Below are 22,332 nucleotides of genomic sequence, written 5' to 3' on the forward strand. Positions count from 1 at the left end.
TCGACAGAATATATCACTACAACTAAAAAATACTTTTGATCATTTTTAAAAGATTAATTTTCAAAGTTAATTTACAATCAATATTATAAAATTTCGTTTAATAATATCCTTTGATAACAGCCTTCGCTAGTTAACCATACCAGAGTTATCTTTTGGGGCATAATAGTTACGATTGTATCTTTATTATTAATTTTGAGAGTATATTCACCTTGATCTAAATCCTTAGAAAATAAATCGACATTTTTGGGCAAAAGATTCCAGCTTCTTAAATCCGCTTGGGTTGTCGCCATGTTATATACCGATGTTCCAATTGCTGCTAGAGCCGCATAGTCACCTGATGATCTAATAGCTGCCACAGAAATAGCTGTTTTTGTAACCAGACGTAAAACCTCTCTAGTTACAATCGCAGGATATTGATCTGATAAAGATTTAGCTGCCATTGCAGTCGTATCAACCAGTAATGCTGTTTTACCTTTATCGATAATCTTATTACCTTTTAAAATCTCTACATCGGCATTAGGTGCTAACTTATAAGAGCCATAGTATGGTAACGAAATTTTTTGAACTCCAGCTTGTTGGAAAAATATCGCGATCGGTATATCGAACTTTTTAATGGGCTCAACCCAGCCACTCTCATATATTACAACAAGTTTACCTTGCCCTTGTAGATAGATATTATGACCAGTATCAAAAGCATTCTTGATTTGTTTATAGTCTTCTTTAACATATGGATTGTTTGGAACAACTCTTAGAGCATTACTCATTGATAAGTTAGCATTATTTAGATCAGTATCGTATGACTGATATATCAAAGCCTCTAGATAATATCCAAAAGCATTTTCATAAGAGTTTTTTACCCTATCAGCTATACTCACTAGCTGTCTATATTGTTTTGAACTAGATATATTTGATGAAACCTGTCTAGAATTAACATGATTAAATTCTTCATATCTAGTTTTATTTGTCTGAGCAGCTAAATCTTTTGCTTCATAAGTGGCATATTGCGCATATGATAAGTTACGAATACTGACAGCAGTATTTTCTAAGTCATGCTGTTTTAAGTAGTTTAGTGCTTGATAAGCATATAAAAAAGTAATTTCATAATCAGATATATAGTAATATCTCTCTTTATCACTTAAAAGAGTAGTTTGAGTATTTTTAAGTATATTCCTAACTCTTATTTTTGCTTCTGCTTCTGACTTTGCAACATAATCCGTTGCCTTGGTATATTTAGCTTGTGATAGTTCAGTTTTACCAAGTAGCTGATCAAAACGTCCAGTTTCTAAGAAACCGATAGAAGCATTAACACCATCACTACCAAAAGCATCATCAAATTTAGTTTCAATAGGCTTATATCTGCATGTTTCAATAGCATCTTTGGCAGTTTCTACCTTATCAGGATGACTACCACTGAATGTCGCACAGCTAGAAATTATTAAGCATACAATAGATAATAAACAGACTTTAACTTTCATACTACTTGGATAGGTAAGCACGTAAACCTGGATGTACTTTAGATAAGCTACCATCAATTACAATACCTACAGAATACTTAGGCATCACATCTGTAATTCGTACTTTTGCTAAAACTTTACTATCTAAGACAATATGCTGTCCTGTTGCCGGATCAACACTAGTACCCCCTTCTTGGCGAATCTCATAAGTACTAGCCTTAACGACTCCATTACCACCTCGGTTAAAATATATCTCGCCATCGTCTACTTTTAATACTTGAAGAGGATATATAGCTCCAACAATCTGTTTAGATATTGTTTGACCGATTTGCTCAGCAACATAACTTAATATCTGTGAGTGATCACCATTGTCATAGTTAGCATACTCGTTAGCGATATTTGCTGGTACTTGCAATCTAACGACATTCGACCATTTAACCTCCATAGTAGCTAACTCAATCATACGATAAGCCACACTCGCTGAGACATTCAGTGTTGTAAAGTCTTCTCCATAATACGAACTCTTCTTCTTACTAATGTTTAAACCTAAGATATCACCAGTTAGTATAAAATCAGCGCCTATTCTTTGATTTAGTTTTTCTTTTTCGCTAGAGTCATTAGAGTTTATTATACTTCGAATTTCTTCTTCATAAGCTTTCCCATCTTTAGCATCCCTATTAGAAACCCTAAATTTACGTGTTTGCGTAATTTGAGCTATTATAGTTTGATTGAGACCATCCTGAAGCTGCTTTTCACTATAATTACCATTTATGGTCGATCCTTTTATATCAAATGGTAATATAGCAACTGTAAACATTTTGAGATTATTTCGCTCATCTACACCTTTGTACTTAAGCGTACTTCCAGAGTTAGTACCTAAAGTGTTATTTAATGAGTTATTTAACAAGTTAGCTGAACTACCAGATACAATATTTGTAGAAGAATCTGCAGCAACAGCAACATTACTAATTATAGAAGTCAAAAATAGAGAAAAAAAAATTAATATCTTTTGCATCATTCTATCCTAGAATTGGTTTAAATATTTATTATCATTACTTTGTCTAATAATTACTTTACCATTTAAGGAAGTTTCTCCACTTTCTGTACTTTTAGCGTTTTGTTTACGATATTCATCATAGTTAAAGTTTTTAATCTTATTTGCCGTAGCTACTTGCTTAGGATCCCATTTTAATACAACACCATATACAGTATTCTCCGTACTTGGTAACTTATAGCGCCATCTCTTAACAGTTTTAAGACCAATAATATCTAGGTTTGCTTTTGTTTTGTAATATGTAGATAGTGTCTTTTCAATATCAGTTGCATCTATTCTACGTGTTTGTTGCGTTTTAGTATTTTTAGCAAGAGTGCTAGAGATATCCTCAGACATAGTCAAAGCTTCTTTAGTTGACATTTGTCCAGCAATTAGTGTAACTAAATTTGCTCTTGCCATAATCTCAGCTTGCTTATAACCATAATCACCAGCCGAAACTCCTTGAATTTTTGGACCTGTGTACGAGCCTTGACCATATGATAAGATATATGGTTTATTATCTTCTCCAAAACCAACACGGATACCATAATCACCCATCATATCTTCGCCTGACTTATCCTTATATAAGTCAGAAGGAGATTGTCCACCTTTACCAACAATTACAGGCTCATTACCATGCTTAATATCTTCAAACATTCCTTTAATTTTATCTGAATAAATAACCACTACACCAATAGCCGCATTACCATTTTTTTCTACCACAAAAGTCTTGATTGGTAGTAGACCTGATAAGTTACCAAACCCTGTAGTTAAGCTTTTAACGGTCATTTGCTGACTTAAGAGAGCTTTTCTCTTCTCATCAGGTGTTGCAAAATCATCTGGATTTAAACCTTGATCTTTTAATTGTTTATCTAGTTTTGCTTCTTCTAATGCTTGTTGCTTAGCGTCAATAGCTGCTTGAGTACCCTCTTTTGGCTTATCAGAATCTGTATTAATGTCATTAACATTAGAACCTTGAGTACTATCTATGCTCAGACTCTTATCAACTTTTGTATTAGCTGATATAAACGATATATATTCTGCCTGTGCTTTTATCAAAGCCTTCTCAAATGCTAACTGAGCACTATCGACATAATTTGAATTTGTTTGATTGACAGAGGCTGTACCTATAGCAGAACCAACATAATCATATTTATCTCTAAGATTATTCTGATCGATATAACTCTCCATTACATCACTTAAAATTTCTTCTGTGGATCTCTTATCTTCTGTAGTTGTCGCAACTGCTTTTGAATCTGATGAGATAGCACTATTAAGATTAGATACATCTGAACCCATATCAACAGATTGCGACTGCTCAGCTGTAGATTTAGTATCTACAGTTGTTTCTGCAGCAACTAAAGGACTTGCTAATAATGATGAAACAATTAATGAGCTTAATATTTTCTTTTTCATAGTATTTTATCTCCTATGTTTTAAGAAATTTCAGATCTATTCTGAAATAACTATTTTGAAATCTAACTACCAGCCAAATGTTGATTTAGTCTGTGATTTACGGATTTGCTTATCATCTTGCCATACAACAAGACCTGTTTTTAGATCCATCATCTTCAATGTTGCCAAGAAGAATTTAGATCTCTTATCTCCATCAACATTAGTATTATCAATATCTTGGATAGAGCCATAAACCATATACCTAGCACCAATATGCTGACCTATCTTAGTAGCTGTACTTTGATCAACCATACCACTATTAGCTTGATATCCAAGCTGCTCACGTACATTTTTGATTTGAGACATATCAGTAACCTGGAATAATCCAGATTTGATAATCTGTGTCTGTACTGTATTTGACAGCATTGTTGTATTAATATGTTCTCTTGTTTCATTACGAATGTTACTAAAGAATAATGTTGGAGTATCCATAGCAGTAATTCTCTTAACTGCTCGTGAGTTTAGCATATCTTCGGTCATCTTGTTCGTGATAGCTTGCAAATCAGTAGAACTAAAATTAATAGATGTTGTATCTACACCGTTTGGATCTTCATAAGCAACTGTTGTTTTACTACATGAGCCCAACAAAATTAAGCTTGCCGATAAAGTTACAAATAAAAGCTTTTTCTTCATTATTTTTGTGAATAGAATAATTTGTCTATGTAGCAATTATAACAAAAATAATTAAGAATGTTTTGATTATAAATAGTAAAGATTATCTAAGAGGTTTAGACATAACATATACACAAACTGAACCTATTTGCTTTATAGTATATTCAGCAAAATTATTCTTTAGATATTTTTCTATAGATTCATAAGTATCGTTTTTATTATCAAATATTCCTTTGGCATTGAATTTATTAGCCACCTTAATCGCAAGTTTTGAGCTATAGTCATTGATAATAGTCGATCCAAAAGCCACTCCATCTTTACTCAACATTTTAGCAATATTTTCGAATACTTTTTCTTTATTGCCATTATCAGGTAAACAATGAATCAAATAGTTACAAGATATAGAATCATATTTTGAATAGAATTCTTCTGCAATATCTTTAAGTATATCTACTTGATAAGTTGATACTTCTTTATCTTTAAGTACATTCTTCACATACTCTAAACAATTTGGGTTTAGATCCATTAATGCTACTTTAGATAATCTATCTTTAACATTTTTTAGGTAATATCCTGAGCCTACTCCTATATCTAAATGATTAGGCGATACATTATCTTTGTATAACTGCAATAGTTGAGATGTTTTACATTTCCACAAAAAAGTATTATTGAAAAATAAAACAATAAAGTTGTAAAGTTTAAGGACTAATTTAGAGTAAACCTTTTGACCATCGTGTGTACTTTTATTCAATTTTATAACCTCCTCTACCAAAACATATTTGAACGCATTGGCTTGATTGCAAAAACAGCTATCAGTATAGCATAAATATACCATGGTACGTCTAATAGAGCTAGTATCAATACAGCCAACATACAAGCAAAGAAAAACATACTAAAGAATAAAAGTACTTGATATAAGGGTTTATTTGTCTTTAAATATTTACGAGCTTTCTCAATATACAAACCTTCAAACGACAAAAGATGAATCACTATTGGAAAAACCGCTGTCAAAAACATTAGCAAATAGAAAACCCAACTAACCAACGCTAATGTTGAATAGCTAGAAATTATTAATAAGCCAACGAGGAAGTACACTATTTTAACCAATGCAATATCAACCAAAGTGAAACGCTGTAATTTTTCTGATAAGAACTCTTCTTCATACATAATGCACTCCTTAGTTTTTAGTGGCAATTACATAGTAATTTTAACTTATTAGCTAAACTTTTAAAACAAGAGACCTCACTTCACCTTACAAGTATCTAAGTAAGGGAGAGCATCTTTTTTAACAATTTTAAAGTTACCAGAATCATCTGAGTAAGCTAAGTATACTTTCTCTGGGTTTTGAGCTAAATATCTAATATCGATATCATCAAACACTCGCCTGCCCAATTGTGAGTATAGCAAAACGATTAACCCAGCAACCGCGCTTATAGCATTCTCAAAACTAGCCTTACTAAAATTTTCTTCTCTGTCGAGCTTTGTACTATTATAGGCATAATACCAAGTTAAGCTTACAGTCGGTCTGTTCTGATTCCAATTTTTAAATGGGTTTATACTCGAATATTCATTATAAGCAGTAAATCTAACCTCATACTCACCAAGACTCATCAAATCATTTAACTTAACATAGTCGTTTGTATTGTACCTATTTTTCACAATGTGATTATCTTTCAAAATAGATTTAAAGTTTGTCTCTACTTCCATCATGCTAGAAGAAGAATTGCTTTTATTTCATGGCCATATACATTTCTATTTGCATCGCACGGATGTACCATCAAAGATATATCATTTAATTTTTTTAGCAAAAGTTTACCCATTTCTATACTTTGTGCGAATATACTATAGTCTACTGTTGTACCATACCCCCTGTTGTAGGTCTAAAAATCCTTGGGTAATAACTACCCACTTCCATTTTTACTTCCTTAAGGAATTTATATTCCTTAAAACTGTATTCTACATAATCTCTTATAGACCCATTAGGAATATCTTCTTGGTTATGAAAGTTTATATAACCTGCTCTCAGATGAAGGCTTTGATGAAATAGTTTATAACCGCACTCACTTTTAAAAAAAATAATGATGCATAGATGAGCATACGCTTTCATAAATAAATTACTTCTGTTTCGTAAGGCATAAAGAAAAATAAATATTTAATGTGAAAATATTATAACTTAAAGAAAATATTTTTGTTTAGAGTCTAAATATTCACCGTACTAAGCTGATCAGCTGGCACTTCATTCTCCACTGTTTCAACCTTTCCATTACTATCTTCTGTCTTTTTGATAATCTTAGCAGTTTTGCCATCTGAGTTAATTGTTATAGAACTAAATTCTTTATACACATCTGATTTTTAGTGACTTTTGATGTTTTAGATTGTGTTTGCATTTGGGCTATATTTTGATCAATGTTAGCTATCATCTTATTAAAATGCTCATCTAACATTTGCTGTTGTTTTTGAAAATCTGCCATCATTTTTTCTATAGGATCATCACTAGATGCTTGTGTATCATTTTTTGGTGATTTTTGCTTAACCCAGCCAACCGCCCCATCTTTTTGATCAACTATTTCAATCCACTCCCCTTTTGAGAAAATCGCTTTATATTGATGATTTCGATCATCAATTGTCATATTTTTTTTGGATTTCTCATCTGGTTTTGCATACATCTGATAACTCTCAGCATATACTCCAGACACAATTATTAAACCAAATACCGTTGCTAGAATTTTCTTCATTTCAACCTCCAATTTTTTGATGTAGCTATTTTATACACAAACGGTCTAAAATTATAAATAAGTTTTATAGCTGTTTTTTTTAAGTTACAAAGCTATTAATCGGCTATAATTATATTATATAAATTAAATATATATAGACTCCATGACTGATAAACCAAAAGTTTTAGTTGCTGACGATGATAAAAAAATTGCTCAGTTTATAAAAACCAAATTTGAAGAAAATGGTATTAAGACAACATTAGCTCATGATGGTAAAGAAGCACTATTTCTAATTAATACCAATGATTATGATGTTGCTGTTGTAGATTGGATAATGCCATATTTAGATGGAATATCTTTACTAAAAATTTTGCGTAAACAAAATGTAACAATTCCTGTGATTATTCTTAGTGCACTTGATAGCACAGAGAATAAAATTCAAGGTCTTACATCAGGGAGCGATGATTATTTGACAAAGCCGTTTTCAATAGATGAGCTAATAGTTCGTGTCAATACTCTCTACAGAAGAACTAAACAAATCGCTGAGGCTCAATCTCACAAATTAACATGTGGAGATATCATCCTTGATGAACTTGCCCATGAAGTACGTCGTAATGATGAATTAATATTATTACAACAAAGAGAATATAAAGTACTACACTTACTTCTTAAACATAAAAATGAGGTAGTTAGTAAAACAATGATACTTAAAGAAGTATGGGACTATGACTTTGATCCTCAAACAAATGTAGTTGAAGTACATATCTCTCACTTACGCAATAAGCTCACTGAGAATGGTCTACTAGATCCTATAAAAACTATACGGGGCTTTGGATATGTCATCCAAGAATAACTTCAACAACTCTATTCAGCGTAGGTATATAATTAGCTCAAGCTTCAAGATGGCAATGCTTTTTACAATACTTTTGGGTTTGAGTATAGCATCTTGGATTTATATAATTTTCTCAGCGCTTGGTAATAGAGTTACTGAACATATAATCCCCTAAGTATTGGTATTTTCTGTACAGCAAGCGTTGTCATCATTAGTTATTTGATCAGTGTTTTTGTTGTTAAGAAAATCAATTTTATAGCTAGCTATGCTGCCTCTATTGTTAACACTCGCGACTTTAGCCAAAGAATAAAATCCGATACAAGCTGGGATGATCTTAGTAATTTGGAAAATATACTCAACATTCTGCTAGCTAATATTGATGAACTTTTGGTAGATATCAAAAGTGTTTCAAACAATATTGCTCACGATCTAAAGACTCCTCTAACACGTTTTAAAAACAAGCTTGAAAACCTCGATCAAACCTGTCCAAACAATGATACTGCTGAAGCATTAGCAGAATGTAATCAATTACTTGATATCTTTAATAGTATCCTAAGACTTAATCGCCCTGAACATGGTCGCGAAAACTTACTCAAAAAAAATTCTGATGTAAAAAAAATTATCGATGATGCTATTGAACTTTATGAACCAATGTTTGAACAAAAGAATATCAAATTAGATATCTCTGTTATTTCAAAAAATTTAAATATCGATAAAAATATTATTTTCCAAAGTATTACAAATATCCTAGACAACAGCTATAAATACTCAAAAGATGATACAGAAATAACGATTTCGACAAAAATCCAGAACTCAAAATATATCATCATATTTACCGACCAAGGGATTGGTGTAAATGAAGAAAATATTGATAAGATTTTTGAAAGATTCTTTCGTGAAGAAAAAAGCCGTAGCCAAATAGGTAATGGCTCAGGACTTTCCCTAGTAAGAAAAATCATCCAACTCCATAATGGCAATATCACTGCTACTAACAACCATCCTCATGGCTTAATTATAGAAATCTCGCTACCATTACATTAGTGACTAGCTTACGTTGTGACAATAATCGAATTTTCATAGAATAATTATTACGTAAATCTAGATCTAGAGTGGTCATTTCTATTAAATAAAGATGAATTATTAAATTAGCTTAACATTAGACTCTTCGTAAAGTATCATCAATTTCATAAGTTATCAACACATGGTCATTTTAAATTGAAAGCATTTAAAATAATTGCTTTATTTTTTTACTGTCTTGTCACCAACTGTTAGTTTTACTAGTAATCCTATGATTTTATCAATAAACAATAAAATAGAGATTGTTCATGCTTAAAAGACTACTAATAGCTATCATTATTAGTTTTCCTTTATTCACTTACGATGAAGAATTAACTCTGCAACAAATAAAATCACAACAAGTACAGCAAGTTGGTAAAATTCATTTTTCTAAATGGTTTTTTGATGTTTATGATGCTGAACTTTATACTCAAGATGGACATTTTAATTGGAACAAACCATTTTTACTAAAAATTCATTACCTTAGAAATATGGATGGGAAAACTATCTCTAAGCATACTGTCAAAGAAATATCATACCAACATCCACAGCAAGTTAAAGCAAATTATCAAGAATATAGAGATACCTTCAATCAATTAATTCCCGATGTTCAAAACGGTACAAATCTCTATGTGGTTATAATGGATGAAAATGGTAAAGGATATATATTCAGACAATGGCTTGATTGGTGAAATACCAGACAAAGAACTTTCAAAATATTTTTTTGAGATATGGCTTAGCGACAATTCTTCATATCAAAATCTATCAAAACAATTGAGGGGCTTATGAAAAAATTAATATCTAGAATAGGAGTAATTATTATGGCATTAGGATTATTTGGATGCTCGGCTGATATATTAAGCTACAAAGGAGAGGGTCCAAAACTTGACCTGCAACAGTATTTACAAGGCAAAATTGTTGGTACAGGGATTGTTCAAGACTATAAAGGAAAAGTCACTAAGCAATTTGACTTCTCTGGAACTGCTAGTTGGAATGGTGATGTCGGCACATTTGATGAGCACATGGTTTACTATGATGGTCAAAAAGATCACCGCATTTGGACAATCAAGAAAATTTCTGATAACTACTATGAAGGTACAACAGGCTACGTAATTGGTACTGCCAAAATCTATGTTGAAGGTAATGCAATGAATTGGCAATATCAAATGAATATCCCAGTTGGCGACAAAAAATACAAAATTAGTTTCGATGATTGGATGTACCTAATGAATGATGGCGTACTTATAAATAAAAATACATTTAAGAAATTTCGACTAACAGTTGGTTCACTAACACTATTTATGCATAAAGAAAAGTTTGGAGAATAGTAATGCAAAAGTTTGCAGGTAAAACAATATGGCTAATCGGTGCAACTGACAGTATAGGTAATGCTTTACTTAAAAAATTAGATAATTCAATACAAGCTAATTTTATTATCTCCGCACGTTCAATAGACAAACTACAAAGTATATCTGCAGGTCTAAAAAATACAGCTCATGCAGTTGATCTTGATGTAGCAGAGTTTGAGAGCTTCAAAAAAGGAAGTAACATAGCTCTTAGCTATAATCCTAATTATATTATATATTTGCCAGCATTCTATGAACCTTCACTAATTGCTGACATTGCAATTTCAAATCTTAATAAAACTATACAAACTAACCTAACTGCTGTTTTTTACCTAATAAGATTTACGCTACCTTATCTCAAAAAAAATCCAAAATGTCAGCTAGCTATTACAGCTAGTGTCGCTGACTATATCGGTTTACCTAGATCACAACCTTATGCTGCTACTAAGGCCGGTGTTATAAATTTAGTGGTGAGCCTAAAAGCAGAAAATCCTGGGCTTGATATCCGTCTAATAAATCCAAGCTTTGTTAAAACTAAACTTACTGATAAAAATAACTTCAAGATGCAAGCTCTACTTCAACCTGAAGAAGCTGCCCTTAGCATTATCAAAGGTTTAGAGTCAAATAAGTTTGAGGTTCACTTTACAAAAAAACTCACTATAATTCTAAAACTTATTGCGGCTTTACCTTACAAACTTTATTTTAAAATTGCTAAAAAGATGTTTTAGAACCGGAGAAACCATGAAAACTCAATCAAATAAAGTCACTATAATAGCCTTTGCTGTTATGCATATTGCTTGCCTAGTGATATTTTTTGTAAATTATAATATCACTGCACTAGTTGTATTTCTTATTACGTTCTCAGCTTGGACATTCGCATTAACAGCTGGTTACCATCGTTACTTTGCACACAAAGCTTTTCAGACTTCTAGAGTATTTCAATTTATTTTAGCATTGGTAGGTACATGAGCATCCCAAAAAGGACTTCTTTGGTGGTCAGGTCATCATAGATATCACCACATTCATTCTGATAAAGATATAGATTTACACTCTCCTAAAAATGGTATCTTCCAATCACACGTTGGTTGGGTTTTTGAATCTAGAAGTGATCATGTTGATCCTAAGTTCACCAAAGACTGGGTCGAGTATCCCGAGCTAGTATGGTTAGATAAGTATGCTCATGTTTCATTCGCTTTATACTTAGTTGGCCTTTTTGCCATCGGTAGTGTAATTAATCACTTCTACCCTAACCTACAAACATCAGGTTTAGCATTTGTATTTTGGGGTAGTATATTAAGTACAGTATTGTTATATCACACTACATTTAGTGTTAACTCAATCTGTCATATTTTTGGCAAAAAAGATTATGAAACTTCAGATAATAGTCGCAATAATTGGTTTATCGCATTAATTACTTTTGGAGAAGGTTGGCATAACAATCATCATAAGTTTGCCTATTCTGTTAGAAACAGATCTCAAAGCGTGGCAAATTGATATTACATACATGATTCTTTGTGTTTTAAAAAAAATTTAAAATAGTATGGGGATTAAAAGAACCAAAGAAAACTGTTTAGATTAAATATTCTTAGAATAAACTTATTGAGCTGCTTTTGTTTTTGTCTTTTTTCTACGTCTAGCTCTTTTTTTCTTGGCTTTTTTTGGTTTTTTAGACTTCTTAGCAAGTAATTTATCGGTATTTTTATCTGCGTGAGGCTTACGTGGATCATATAACTCAAAATCTATATGAATTCTTTCCAAATCAGCTCTGACAACTCTTACTGTGATATCTTGACCAATATTATAAACCTTATGAGTCCTCTTACCAATTAGTATATCTTTTGCTTCATCATAAATATAATAATCACCTGGAATGGCCGAAACATGTATCAAGCCTTCTATATACATATCTTTTAGCTCAGCAAATAAACCTAAGCCATTAACATGCTTAACTTGAGCATCCAAAACATGATCGATATAGTCTTGCATGAAGTAGCATTTTAACCAGTTCTCAACTTGTTTTGATGCGCCATCAGCATTTCGCTCTTGATCGGAAGCATTTTCACAAATATTTGCTAATTCAGAAGGTTTATAATCAGCTCCACCATGCTCATACTCACCAATAATTGATTTGATTATTCTATGTACTACTAGATCTGGATATCTACGAATTGGTGATGTGAAATGTGTATACTCACTATATGCTAACCCAAAGTGTCCATCATTATTTATACTGTACACTGCTTGATTCATACTACGTAAAGTCATCATCTGGATATCATCATAGTCAGGACGCTCTCTAATACTCTCAAGCATTTCTGCTAAAGCTTTTGGTGTAACTTTTCCATTTTTACCATAAGCAAGATGTATACCATGCTTCCCAAGATACTTCTTGAGAGTTTCCATCCTATCTTCTTTAGGCTCACTATGAACTCTAAATGGCGATGTTTTTTTATGCTTAATAGTAAATTTAGCTGCTACAACATTTGCTACAAGCATACACTCTTCTATTAGCCTATGCGCATCATTACGATGTCTTGGCACTATTGATTCAATATGATTATGCTCATTAAGTATTATTTGTGTTTCAACTGTATCAAAGTCTATAGCACCTCGTTCTTGCCTAGCTTGATGAAGTACTTTATATAACTCATACAAATCAAAGATATTAGGCACCAATTCAGGAGTTTTTTCAACTATTGTGTTTTGTTTCCTCTCTATAAGCTTTGAGACTTCTGTATAAGTCAAACGCGCCTTTGAGTTTATGACAGCAGAATAGAACTTATATCTAGATAGCTTACCTTCTTTACTAATATTCATCTCACAAACTAAAGAATACCTATCTTCATTAGGTTTCAAAGAACACAATCCATTTGATAGCTTCTCCGGTAGCATAGGAATAACATATCCTGGAAAATAAACAGAAGTTGAACGACGCTTAGCATCTAAATCTAAGCTAGAATCTTTTTCAACATAATTTGATACATCTGCAATCGCCACATATAACTTCCAACTACCACTTTTAGTCTTATGTGCATAAACAGCATCATCGAAATCTTTGGCATCTTCACCATCAATAGTTACGAAATTCTCACTACGCAAATCAACTCTATTACCAACAATCACATCATCAGAAATATTATCTAAATAGCGTAAAGTTTTTTTACTCCACTGCTCAATTAAATCATATTTCTGTGTTGCCATCATCATTGCTTCTTTAACTAGAGATACTGCTTCGACCTCCTGTTTAAATTTAGCAACGGCTGTACTACTTACACTAGGGTATACAATTATCTCAGCTTCGATTAAAGAGTTATGTTCTATTTTTTGCTTTGGCGGTAATAGCACTATATCACTTGTCATGCTCTTACTTATCGGCTTAACAAAGTCACAATCAAAACTCTTATAGTAGTATCCTGTGATAGTTTTTTGAGCTCTTGAAACTATTGTTTGAATCTCTGCATCTATACGACTGCGTTTGTTAAGTCCTAGTACTTTTGCAGTTACTTCATCACCAACCATTACCATTTTTGCTTGATGAGATACTATACCAACCTTCGTATTTAGAGTGTGACTAAACAGCTCTAAGCGAGAATCTCTATCAGCTGTCACTTTAGATGTGATATATATTGGTGCTATTTCTGGTAGACTATAGTATGATCTATCTTTTTCTAACTGACCATCTCTAACCATCGCACCTAAACGATTTACAAGCCCATCAAAAAGATTTTTTTTAAAAATCTCTAAAGCATTTGCTATATTTTCTATACTAACAGGTATATTAGTATCTCCTATATAGTTTAGGATTACTTCTCTACTTGGAATCGGATTCTCGTATTTTTGTGCTTCAATATCCTTATTAGGATCATTATGTATATTATATTTACTCACTTATGAATATATCCTGGTCAAAAAATTTTTTACTTATTAACTTACCTTTATCAAATCTGCTATAGCAACAAACTTCTCATCATCGTATATCCTGACCGTTCCATCAAGATGAGATTTGTCAGCAAAAAGTCCTCTTTTGTATAAATCATCTTTTTCTTCTTCTACTAAAGAGTATATTGGCTTGTCAATAAATACACTTTCTACATTAGCTATACTAGCAAGTTTTTGCTCAAAACTTAAATCTTTTAAGTTGTCTAAGTCATGAGCAGCCTCAATTCTAAAAGGACCACTTTGTGTTCTTTGTAGCGCAATTAAATGCCCGCCACACCCTATAGTTTTTCCAATATATATTGCTAAACTACGAATATAAGTTCCCTTTGAACATTTAACTCTTATTTTTAACAAATCTGTATTGAAGTCTACTAGCTCTAACTCATATATTTTGATATTTCGAGGCTTTACTTCGACAGTTTTACCCTCTCTCGCTAGCTTATAAAGAGGTTGTCCATTATGTTTAAGAGCAGAATACATAGGAGGAATTTGAGTTATTACTCAACGAAATGTTGCCAAAACTGTTTCTAAGTAATCCTCTAAAAATTCTGGAATATCATCATTTCTTGCTATTATTTGACCTTCAGCATCTCCACTATCTGTTTCAACACCTAGTTTAATAGTAGCAATATATTCCTTATCAGAATCTAGAAGATATTGTGCTATCTTAGTGGCTCTGCCAAAGCATATAGGCAAAACTCCTGTTGCCATAGGATCTAAAGTCCCTGTATGACCTGCCTTTTGAGCATTATATAAATACTTTAATTGTTGTAAAACTTTATTTGAACTAAGGCCTTTAGCCTTATTTATAACAACCACACCATTTAATCTATTTTTTTTTCATGTAACCCTTGTTGTGATAGTATTTGCATCATCTTCTCTGCAGCTTTTTGCTCTGCTTTTTTTCGTGATGTGCCTTTTGCACTGACTTCAATATTTAGATCTATAGACAACGCTTTAACTGTAAACTCTTGCTCATGATCTTTACCATCAATAGTTTCAATACTATATTCAGGAAGACTTAGTCCATTTTGCAATAAAATTTCTTGTAACTTAGATTTACTGTCTTTCACTCTGACATCATCTAAATCAAGAGTCGATATCAATGGTTTGTACCAACTTAATACAACCTTTTTAACAGTTGCAAAATCACTATCTAGATAAATTGCTCCAATAATAGCTTCAAATACATCTTCTAATATTTTTTCGCGCTTATGCCCACCCTGTTCGCTAGCACCTAAGATGATATATTCATCTAATTTAAAATTTAGAGCTAAATTTGCTAAAGTTACTCCTTTAACTAGCTTAGACCTAATTTGTGAAAGTTTACCCTCTGCTAAACCAGGAAACTCTAAATATAACACTTCAGCAATTACAAAGCCTAAAATAGAGTCCCCTAAAAACTCTAGTCTTTCATAGTTTTTCTTTGTTTTACTACGATGAGTCAATGCTCTGACTAAGAGAGTATAATTTTTGAAGCTATAACCAAGAATTTTATATAATCGAGAATATTCGGGAACCATTTATTTAAAAGACCTTACCTATTTCACTCCAGCGAACTTTCTTATCAACCTTATCCCAACTCATCCATACAATCTTGGCTTTACCAACAAGATCTTTCTCAGGAACAAAGCCCCAATAACGGCTATCTTCGCTGTTATCTCTATTGTCTCCCATCACAAAATAATGTCCAGCGGGTACTTTAAGATCTTCAAAATCAGTTCCATTTACAGATTCAATCCAATCAACTTGATGTTTAACACCATCAAGATCTTCGGTACAAATTGTATCACCACTTCCATTAGCCAATGATTGATTGTAATAATTGATGGCATCTTTATCACAATTCGTGTATTCAAGCTTTTTACCATTAATAGTTAACATCTTATTTTTATAAGAAATAACATCTCCAGGTACGCCAATAACTCTTTTGACAAAATCTACACTTAGATTAACTGGAAAATGAAATACTAAAATGTCGCCTCTTTTAGGTTCCCCTGTTTTTATTAAAGTTTCATTACTAAAAGGTGCTCGAATACCGTAAGCAGCTTTATTGACAAATATAAAATCTCCAACAGGTAATGTTGGTGTCATAGATGCTGTAGGAATAAGAAAATTCCCTATAAGAAATGTTCTAAGCAAAAAAACCACCAAAAAAACACTAAACAAAGATCTAGCTTGATCTGCTATCAATGGAGCTTTGAGACCATTATCTTTATAAAACTGACGTTTTTGCTTCTTGGATTGACCTTTCAACCCTTCTGCATAAGGCTTTAATCTTGATCTTTGAAAAAAGAATAAGTCAATTAGATATATTAGGCCACTTGCAATAGTTAAAAACAACAGCCAAAATGTGAAGCCTAAGTTTAAGATATAATTCAATAGTTCCATGAAATTACTTAACTACTTTATCCTTTTGAACAAAATAGCCAACACCTCTAATTGTTTGGATAAAGTTTGGAATATTGATTTTTTTCCTTAGATTATGCATATGTACTTCTAGAGTATTAGTATCCATTTCTTTATCAGTAGAATACACCTCTTCTAAAAGCTGTGTTTTTGGTACAACACGACCTGCATTTTGTACTAGAATAGCTAAAAGCGCTAGCTCTTTTTTTGATACTGGAATAATAACACCATCTTTAGTTACTGTCTCAGAACTAGGATTAAAACTGTAGTCGCCAAACTTAATTTCTTCTTTAGTACTTTTGCCAAATCTTGTATCTATTCTGCGAGATATCGCTTTAATTCTTGCCACTAACTCTTTAAGTTCAAAAGGTTTAGTAAGATAATCATCAGCACCTAAGTCTAAGCCTTTAATTCTATCTTCTAAACCATCTCGAGCTGTTAAAAGAATAATTGGTACTTTAATACCTTTATTTCTAACATTTCTAAGAACTTCAAGACCAGTTTTAATTAGCATACCTATGTCAAGAACAACTATGTCATATAAACCAGACTCTATAAAAGTTTGTGCTGCTTCTCCATCAGAAACCAGGTTAACAATAAGACCTTCTTTCTGCAATGCTTCCAGCAAGCCTTCGCCTAAATTAAGATCATCTTCAGCCAATAATAGTCTCATAAACTCACCTATACTGTTATAAAACTTATAAAAAAAATTTATCAACGCAAGTATATAGCATAAGATACATAAAATAAATATTTATTTTAAATTATAAAGTACACAAAATATCAACCAAAATAGAGGGCTCTAATTAAGAGATTTCCGAACTAAATTCTTGAGCCAACTGCCCTGCTCTAGTGATATTTGCTTGTATAGCATCATCTATAATTCCACCAAGATCAAACTTCTCAAAAGTATACAACGCTTCAAAAGTTATACCTTTTTTAGATGTTACATTTTTTCTTAAAGTAGCCATATCCTCGTCACTTTTCAAAGCCATCTGCGCAGCACCAAGACACGTTTGAGCAACAAGCTTTTCAGCTTGTTGTTTATCCAACCCTCTTTTGACAGCAGCATTGACCATATGTTCCATAAATTGAAAATAATATGCTGGACCAGAACTTGCTATAGCTGCAATAACATCAATCTCATCTTCTTTTTCAACTACAGCGACCTCTCCCATTGTCTTCATAATATTAATAACTTCTGACTTATCATCATCACTAATATTTTTATTAAAAAATATTCCAGTAGCACCGTAGCCTAAGCTACTAGGCGTATTAGGAATAGTCCTTGCGAAAGAAATATTCTTAGCAAACATTCTCTCATAATCATTAGTTCTGATGCCTGCTGCTACCGTAACTATTGTCTGATCATCTCTAGTATGATCTCTAATATCCTTGATTAAACTAATCATACCTTGTGGCTTTACAGCTAAAATAATAATATCAGCTATAGCGATTGACTCTACTAAAGAGTCCGAAGACCGTATCCCATATCGACTAACTAAATTTTCTCTTTTATCTTCATTTCTATCAAAAACGATAATATCCTGACCATCATAGCCATGATTAACTATTCCTGCGATCATTGCAGCAGCCATATTACCACCACCAATAAAACATACTTTCATAAATAATATCTCTATATTTTTACTCTATAGTTATATAACTATAACATTTGAAATAATTATTGCTAATATATAGGTAAATACAAAACTTAAAAAAACACACAAATGAAAGAAATAGTCTTAGCTTCAAGTAATAAAGGAAAAATCAAGGAATTTATTGAGATATTTAAGCAAAAAAATATCAAAATAATTCCCAAAACAAAATTCAATATTAGTGATGCTGAAGAAACAGGTCTTAGTTTTATTGAAAATGCTATCATCAAAGCAAGGCACTACTCAAAAAATACGGGGCTACCTACAATAGCTGATGACTCTGGACTTGAAGTATTTTCATTAGCAGGTGACCCAGGCATTTACTCTGCAAGGTATGCAGGCGAGCATGGCAATGATGATGCTAATATACAAAAATTACTAACTAATCTAAAAAACAATAATAATCGTACTGCGCGCTTTGTCTGTGCTTTAGCTTATGTTAGACGTGAAGCAGATCCCACCCCAATAGTAGAATACGGTTTCTTAGATGGCGAAATTACGCATAGTCGCTCTGGTGAGTATGGTTTTGGATACGATCCTATATTTTTTTTACCTAATTTACAAAAAACCTTGGCAGAACTACCAAATGATGAAAAAAATAGAATTAGTCACAGAGCTATAGCACTTAACAAAATCATCAATAAAATATAAAGCCTCTGTATTTTTTTATCTCTGATGATATAAATTTTTGTCTTATATGCTAAAATAAAACCATTAGATTAGTAATCATTACTTAGATTAAGTAAGCTTTTAGGTAGAAGTGTGGAACATTTAAAAAGAATACTGTACGTTTCTCTTGCTCATATATACTCAAGCTTGTTTATTATATATGTGCCTTTTATATACCTAAAAAAGCTTAAAAGAAGTCTCAAAAATAGTAGTTACAGGCAAAGATGGGGGGAGAGATTTGCTCAGACGAAACTTCGCTTGAAAGATTGCATCTGGATTCATTCTGTATCTGTTGGTGAAACTGTATCAGCAGAACCACTAGTAAGGGAATTATTAAAAAACTTTCCCAATGAAAATTTTGTCATAACAACTACAACACCTACAGGCAGTGATGTTGTCAAAAAGCTCTACAGCAAGCATAAAAATGTGCATCATATGTATATCCCTTATGACACAATACCATTTGTAAATAGTTTTTTTGTAAAAGTTAACCCTAAAGCTTTTGTAATCATCGAAACTGAGATATGGCCAAATATTTTAAACAAATGCTTCGCTGAAAACATTCCTGTGATAATAACAAATGCACGCTTATCAAGAAAATCTATGAGAAACTACACCAAAATACCTTTTGGTAAAGACTTCTTATTCAAAAACATCATTCAAATAAATGCTCAAACAGAAAAAGATGCAAAAAGATTTTGCTCACTAGGAGTAGATAAGGAAAAAGTTACAGTAACTGGAAATCTAAAATACAATCTTATAACTCCTGAAAACCTTGAAGATAAAATGCTTAATATAAAGCAAAGTATACACGGTAGACCAGTATGGATTGCTGGTAGCACTCATCAAGGAGAAGAGGAAGTAATACTTGCCGCTCATAAAGAAATATTAATTACTCATCCAAATTGTCTATTAATAATAGTACCAAGACATAAAGAACGTTTCCAAAAAGTAGAAAAACTCATCGCAAACGAAGAATTTTCTTACCAAAAAAGATCTTCTTGTATTAATGAGATTTTTAATCATACTCAGATATATCTAGGTGATACTATGGGAGAGTTATTGCACTTATATTATATCTCAACTATAACATTTGTAGGCGGTACATTAATAGATAATGGAGGTCACAATTTATTAGAGCCAGCAGCTCTTGCAAAACCAATTATAAGTGGCACAAGCCTTTATAACTTTAGTCAAATCTCAAAAGAATTAATCCGTAATAGAGCACTAGTACGAGTCAAAAATCATACCGACCTCGCTGATAACGTAATTAAATTACTAGACAATAAAGAGTATTTAGAGCAAATGTCGCAAGGCGCTCTAAAGACATTTGAGGCTCATAGTGATGTTCTAGAAAAACAATATAATAATATAGCGAAATTCTTATGAGTATTAATACTACATTAGAAAATTTCAACCTTTTTGCAGAAAATTTGTTTCGTGACATAAAATCACCTTCTGAAAAACTCAGAGAAGCTATGAAATATAGTTTTTTTAGTGGTGGTAAAAGGATACGCGCCCAATTTGTATATGCATTAGGTGAGACACTTAACATAGATGTTCAAAACTGTCATAAAATTGCATTTGCTATAGAGTGTATACATACCTATTCACTTATACATGATGATCTTCCAGCAATGGATGACGATGTCTTACGAAGAGGTAAGCCTACATGTCATATAAGATTTAATGAAGCGACAGCAATTCTAGCTGGAAATGCCTTACAATCACTAGGATTTGAGATTCTCAACACCTTAGACATAGAAGATTTACATAAGCAAAGAAAAGTTAATATCATATTTGCAAAGTGTTGTGGCTTAGAAGGTATGGTTGGAGGGCAACAATTAGATATAGATGGTGAAAAGCAGAACCTAAAATTAGAAGATTTAGAAATACTTCATATAAATAAAACTGCAAAAATGTTTAGAGCAAGTATTATACTGCCCTATATAATCTCAAAATATAATAATGTTGAAATTGAAGATCTCTTAACAGAACTTTCGGATTTAATTGGATTATGCTTCCAAATTAAAGACGATATTCTAGATGTCACAAAATCCACAGAAGAACTTGGTAAGACTAGTGCTAAAGATATAGATGCTAACAAATCCACTTATGTATCACTAATGGGACTTGATGGAGCATACAAGTACTTACACCACAAAAAAGATGAGATTAAAAAATTATTATCTGAATTACATAACAGAAATATTCCGACACAAAATTTAGAAAAACTTATTGAATTAGTTATTAATAGAAACTATTAACTATTTTTGTTACAATTTTGTAATTATTTATTTTGTGACAAATTTCAAAACACATAATACTATGCAGATAATACAAAAAATTTATGCTTGGCTAGTACATCTATTTACTTCACTAGGTGCAATCTTTGGCATACTCGCCATAATTCTCTCTATAGAAGCTGCTAAGGCCACTGTAACTAATCAGATAGATCTTCATCACTATTACATTAAACTTTCAATGTTTAGTATAATTATGGCTATCTTTATTGACTCTATTGATGGTAGCCTTGCTAGACTAGTAGATATCAAAAAATTAGCTCCTCTAGATGGCGCATTACTTGATAATATTATAGATTTCACAACATACTCGATTGTTCCTTGTATTTGGATATATGTCTCCGATATAGTCTCACAAGAATGGTTAATCCCAGTAGTTGTAATGATAACAATTTCATCGTCATATCAATTTTGTCAAACTAACGCAAAAACTGATGATCACTTTTTTGTTGGCTTTCCTAGTTACTGGAATGTAATGGCGATGTATATGTTATGTTTTCAGTCTCCTCAATGGATCAATGAAACTGTAATAATTGTACTTTCTATATTTTCATTTGTTCAGATAAAATATATCTACTTATCAAGAACAGAACATATAAGTAAAAGTAAATTTATAAAAACATTTACTTTTATATTTACAATGCTTGCATCTATTTCTACATTTCTAGCTGTCTTAATGTATCCAATAAAGACTCCAACCCCTTTCATATTAATAATATTAATTTTCTCGATCTTTTATATATTATTTAGTCTCAAACTTAATATAAAACCAGTAAAGAACCAATCTCTTTAACTAATACTAATCCTATATGATAATATATTATCTATGGTGAAATATTAGTCAATTTTTTA

General features: G+C 31.9%; 20 protein-coding genes and 5 pseudogenes. 10 read left to right on the forward strand and 15 right to left on the reverse strand.

Features of this window, described 5'->3' with window-relative positions:
• Positions 1 to 83: 83 nt before the first annotated feature.
• From FNO12_RS07600 to FNO12_RS07640, 9 genes and pseudogenes are all read right to left on the reverse strand, one after another.
• On the reverse strand, positions 84 to 1,475 hold the full coding sequence (locus FNO12_RS07600; RefSeq protein WP_041257315.1) for a COG3014 family protein: 1,392 nt from the start codon (positions 1,473 to 1,475) through the stop codon (positions 84 to 86).
• A gap of 1 nt (position 1,476) precedes the next feature.
• Positions 1,477 to 2,469: an LpoB-related protein gene (locus tag FNO12_RS07605; protein WP_174805271.1), complete on the reverse strand. Its 993-nt coding sequence runs from the start codon at positions 2,467 to 2,469 to the stop codon at positions 1,477 to 1,479.
• A gap of 9 nt (positions 2,470 to 2,478) precedes the next feature.
• A complete protein-coding gene (locus FNO12_RS07610) occupies positions 2,479 to 3,903 on the reverse strand; it encodes a DUF6844 domain-containing protein (protein WP_014714796.1) in 1,425 nt (474 codons plus the stop codon).
• A gap of 66 nt (positions 3,904 to 3,969) precedes the next feature.
• Positions 3,970 to 4,575 (reverse strand): penicillin-binding protein activator LpoB, encoded by a 606-nt coding sequence (gene lpoB, locus FNO12_RS07615; RefSeq protein WP_012280600.1) that lies wholly within the window; start codon positions 4,573 to 4,575, stop codon positions 3,970 to 3,972.
• An 82-nt stretch (positions 4,576 to 4,657) separates the two neighbouring features.
• Positions 4,658 to 5,305: a class I SAM-dependent methyltransferase gene (locus FNO12_RS07620; RefSeq protein ID WP_041257313.1), complete on the reverse strand. Its 648-nt coding sequence runs from the start codon at positions 5,303 to 5,305 to the stop codon at positions 4,658 to 4,660.
• Positions 5,306 to 5,319: 14 nt separating this feature from the next.
• Positions 5,320 to 5,721 (reverse strand): hypothetical protein, encoded by a 402-nt coding sequence (locus FNO12_RS07625; RefSeq protein WP_014714794.1) that lies wholly within the window; start codon positions 5,719 to 5,721, stop codon positions 5,320 to 5,322.
• 75 nt (positions 5,722 to 5,796) lie between these two features.
• Entirely contained in the window at positions 5,797 to 6,264 is a 468-nt protein-coding gene (locus FNO12_RS07630; RefSeq protein WP_051388209.1) for a hypothetical protein, read from the reverse strand.
• 139 nt (positions 6,265 to 6,403) lie between these two features.
• Positions 6,404 to 6,661, reverse strand: coding sequence for a hypothetical protein (locus FNO12_RS07635; RefSeq protein ID WP_014714793.1), 258 nt, complete (start codon positions 6,659 to 6,661; stop codon positions 6,404 to 6,406).
• A gap of 92 nt (positions 6,662 to 6,753) precedes the next feature.
• Positions 6,754 to 7,289 (reverse strand): annotated as a pseudogene (locus FNO12_RS07640) (hypothetical protein).
• Between the two features lie 142 nt (positions 7,290 to 7,431).
• On the opposite strand from FNO12_RS07640, the gene bfpR reads away from it, so the two are divergent.
• The 6 genes and pseudogenes from bfpR (at position 7,432) to FNO12_RS07670 (ending at position 12,076) form a co-directional block, all read left to right on the forward strand.
• Entirely contained in the window at positions 7,432 to 8,121 is a 690-nt protein-coding gene (gene bfpR / locus FNO12_RS07645; RefSeq protein WP_014714792.1) for a two-component system response regulator BfpR, read from the forward strand.
• A 49-nt stretch (positions 8,122 to 8,170) separates the two neighbouring features.
• A pseudogene (locus tag FNO12_RS07650) lies at positions 8,171 to 9,141 on the forward strand (sensor histidine kinase).
• Positions 9,142 to 9,425: 284 nt separating this feature from the next.
• A pseudogene (locus tag FNO12_RS07655) lies at positions 9,426 to 9,945 on the forward strand (chalcone isomerase family protein).
• Complete coding sequence (locus FNO12_RS07660; RefSeq protein ID WP_014714790.1) at positions 9,942 to 10,484, forward strand: DUF3833 domain-containing protein; 543 nt, start codon at positions 9,942 to 9,944, stop codon at positions 10,482 to 10,484. The pseudogene FNO12_RS07655 and the gene FNO12_RS07660 overlap by 4 nt, the downstream one beginning before the upstream one ends.
• A 2-nt stretch (positions 10,485 to 10,486) precedes the next feature.
• Complete coding sequence (locus FNO12_RS07665; protein ID WP_014714789.1) at positions 10,487 to 11,230, forward strand: SDR family NAD(P)-dependent oxidoreductase; 744 nt, start codon at positions 10,487 to 10,489, stop codon at positions 11,228 to 11,230.
• A 13-nt stretch (positions 11,231 to 11,243) separates the two neighbouring features.
• Positions 11,244 to 12,076: pseudogene (locus FNO12_RS07670) on the forward strand (acyl-CoA desaturase).
• A 22-nt stretch (positions 12,077 to 12,098) separates the two neighbouring features.
• Here the strand turns inward: FNO12_RS07670 and rnr are convergent.
• The 6 genes and pseudogenes from rnr to proC form a co-directional block, all read right to left on the reverse strand.
• Positions 12,099 to 14,390, reverse strand: coding sequence for a ribonuclease R (gene rnr / locus FNO12_RS07675; protein WP_014714788.1), 2,292 nt, complete (start codon positions 14,388 to 14,390; stop codon positions 12,099 to 12,101).
• Positions 14,383 to 15,260 (reverse strand): annotated as a pseudogene (gene truB, locus FNO12_RS07680) (tRNA pseudouridine(55) synthase TruB). Before truB ends, rnr begins: the two are co-directional and overlap by 8 nt.
• Before the next feature lie 5 nt (positions 15,261 to 15,265).
• Positions 15,266 to 15,964, reverse strand: coding sequence for a ribonuclease III (rnc, locus tag FNO12_RS07685; protein WP_014714787.1), 699 nt, complete (start codon positions 15,962 to 15,964; stop codon positions 15,266 to 15,268).
• A 4-nt stretch (positions 15,965 to 15,968) separates the two neighbouring features.
• Positions 15,969 to 16,832, reverse strand: coding sequence for a signal peptidase I (lepB, locus tag FNO12_RS07690; protein ID WP_014714786.1), 864 nt, complete (start codon positions 16,830 to 16,832; stop codon positions 15,969 to 15,971).
• Between the two features lie 4 nt (positions 16,833 to 16,836).
• Entirely contained in the window at positions 16,837 to 17,523 is a 687-nt protein-coding gene (gene qseB, locus FNO12_RS07695; protein ID WP_014714785.1) for a response regulator QseB, read from the reverse strand.
• Positions 17,524 to 17,656: 133 nt separating this feature from the next.
• Complete coding sequence (gene proC / locus FNO12_RS07700; RefSeq protein ID WP_014714784.1) at positions 17,657 to 18,478, reverse strand: pyrroline-5-carboxylate reductase; 822 nt, start codon at positions 18,476 to 18,478, stop codon at positions 17,657 to 17,659.
• A gap of 102 nt (positions 18,479 to 18,580) precedes the next feature.
• On the opposite strand from proC, the gene rdgB reads away from it, so the two are divergent.
• The 4 genes from rdgB to FNO12_RS07720 all read left to right on the forward strand — a co-directional run bounded on the left by rdgB (position 18,581) and on the right by FNO12_RS07720 (position 22,273).
• The gene (rdgB, locus tag FNO12_RS07705; RefSeq protein ID WP_014714783.1) at positions 18,581 to 19,159 is read left to right on the forward strand and encodes an RdgB/HAM1 family non-canonical purine NTP pyrophosphatase; all 579 of its coding nucleotides are present in this window, start codon (positions 18,581 to 18,583) and stop codon (positions 19,157 to 19,159) included.
• A gap of 111 nt (positions 19,160 to 19,270) precedes the next feature.
• Entirely contained in the window at positions 19,271 to 20,566 is a 1,296-nt protein-coding gene (gene waaA / locus FNO12_RS07710) for a lipid IV(A) 3-deoxy-D-manno-octulosonic acid transferase (protein WP_030005741.1), read from the forward strand.
• On the forward strand, positions 20,563 to 21,444 hold the full coding sequence (locus tag FNO12_RS07715; protein WP_014714782.1) for a polyprenyl synthetase family protein: 882 nt from the start codon (positions 20,563 to 20,565) through the stop codon (positions 21,442 to 21,444). Before waaA ends, FNO12_RS07715 begins: the two co-directional genes overlap by 4 nt.
• A gap of 61 nt (positions 21,445 to 21,505) precedes the next feature.
• Positions 21,506 to 22,273 carry a CDP-alcohol phosphatidyltransferase family protein gene (locus tag FNO12_RS07720; protein ID WP_014714781.1) on the forward strand — a complete coding sequence of 256 codons (768 nt, stop codon included), beginning with the start codon at positions 21,506 to 21,508 and terminating at the stop codon, positions 22,271 to 22,273.
• The last annotated feature ends 59 nt before the right edge of the window (positions 22,274 to 22,332 follow it).

It is taken from the genome of Francisella orientalis FNO12 (assembly GCF_001042525.2).
GTDB lineage: Bacteria > Pseudomonadota > Gammaproteobacteria > Francisellales > Francisellaceae > Francisella > Francisella orientalis.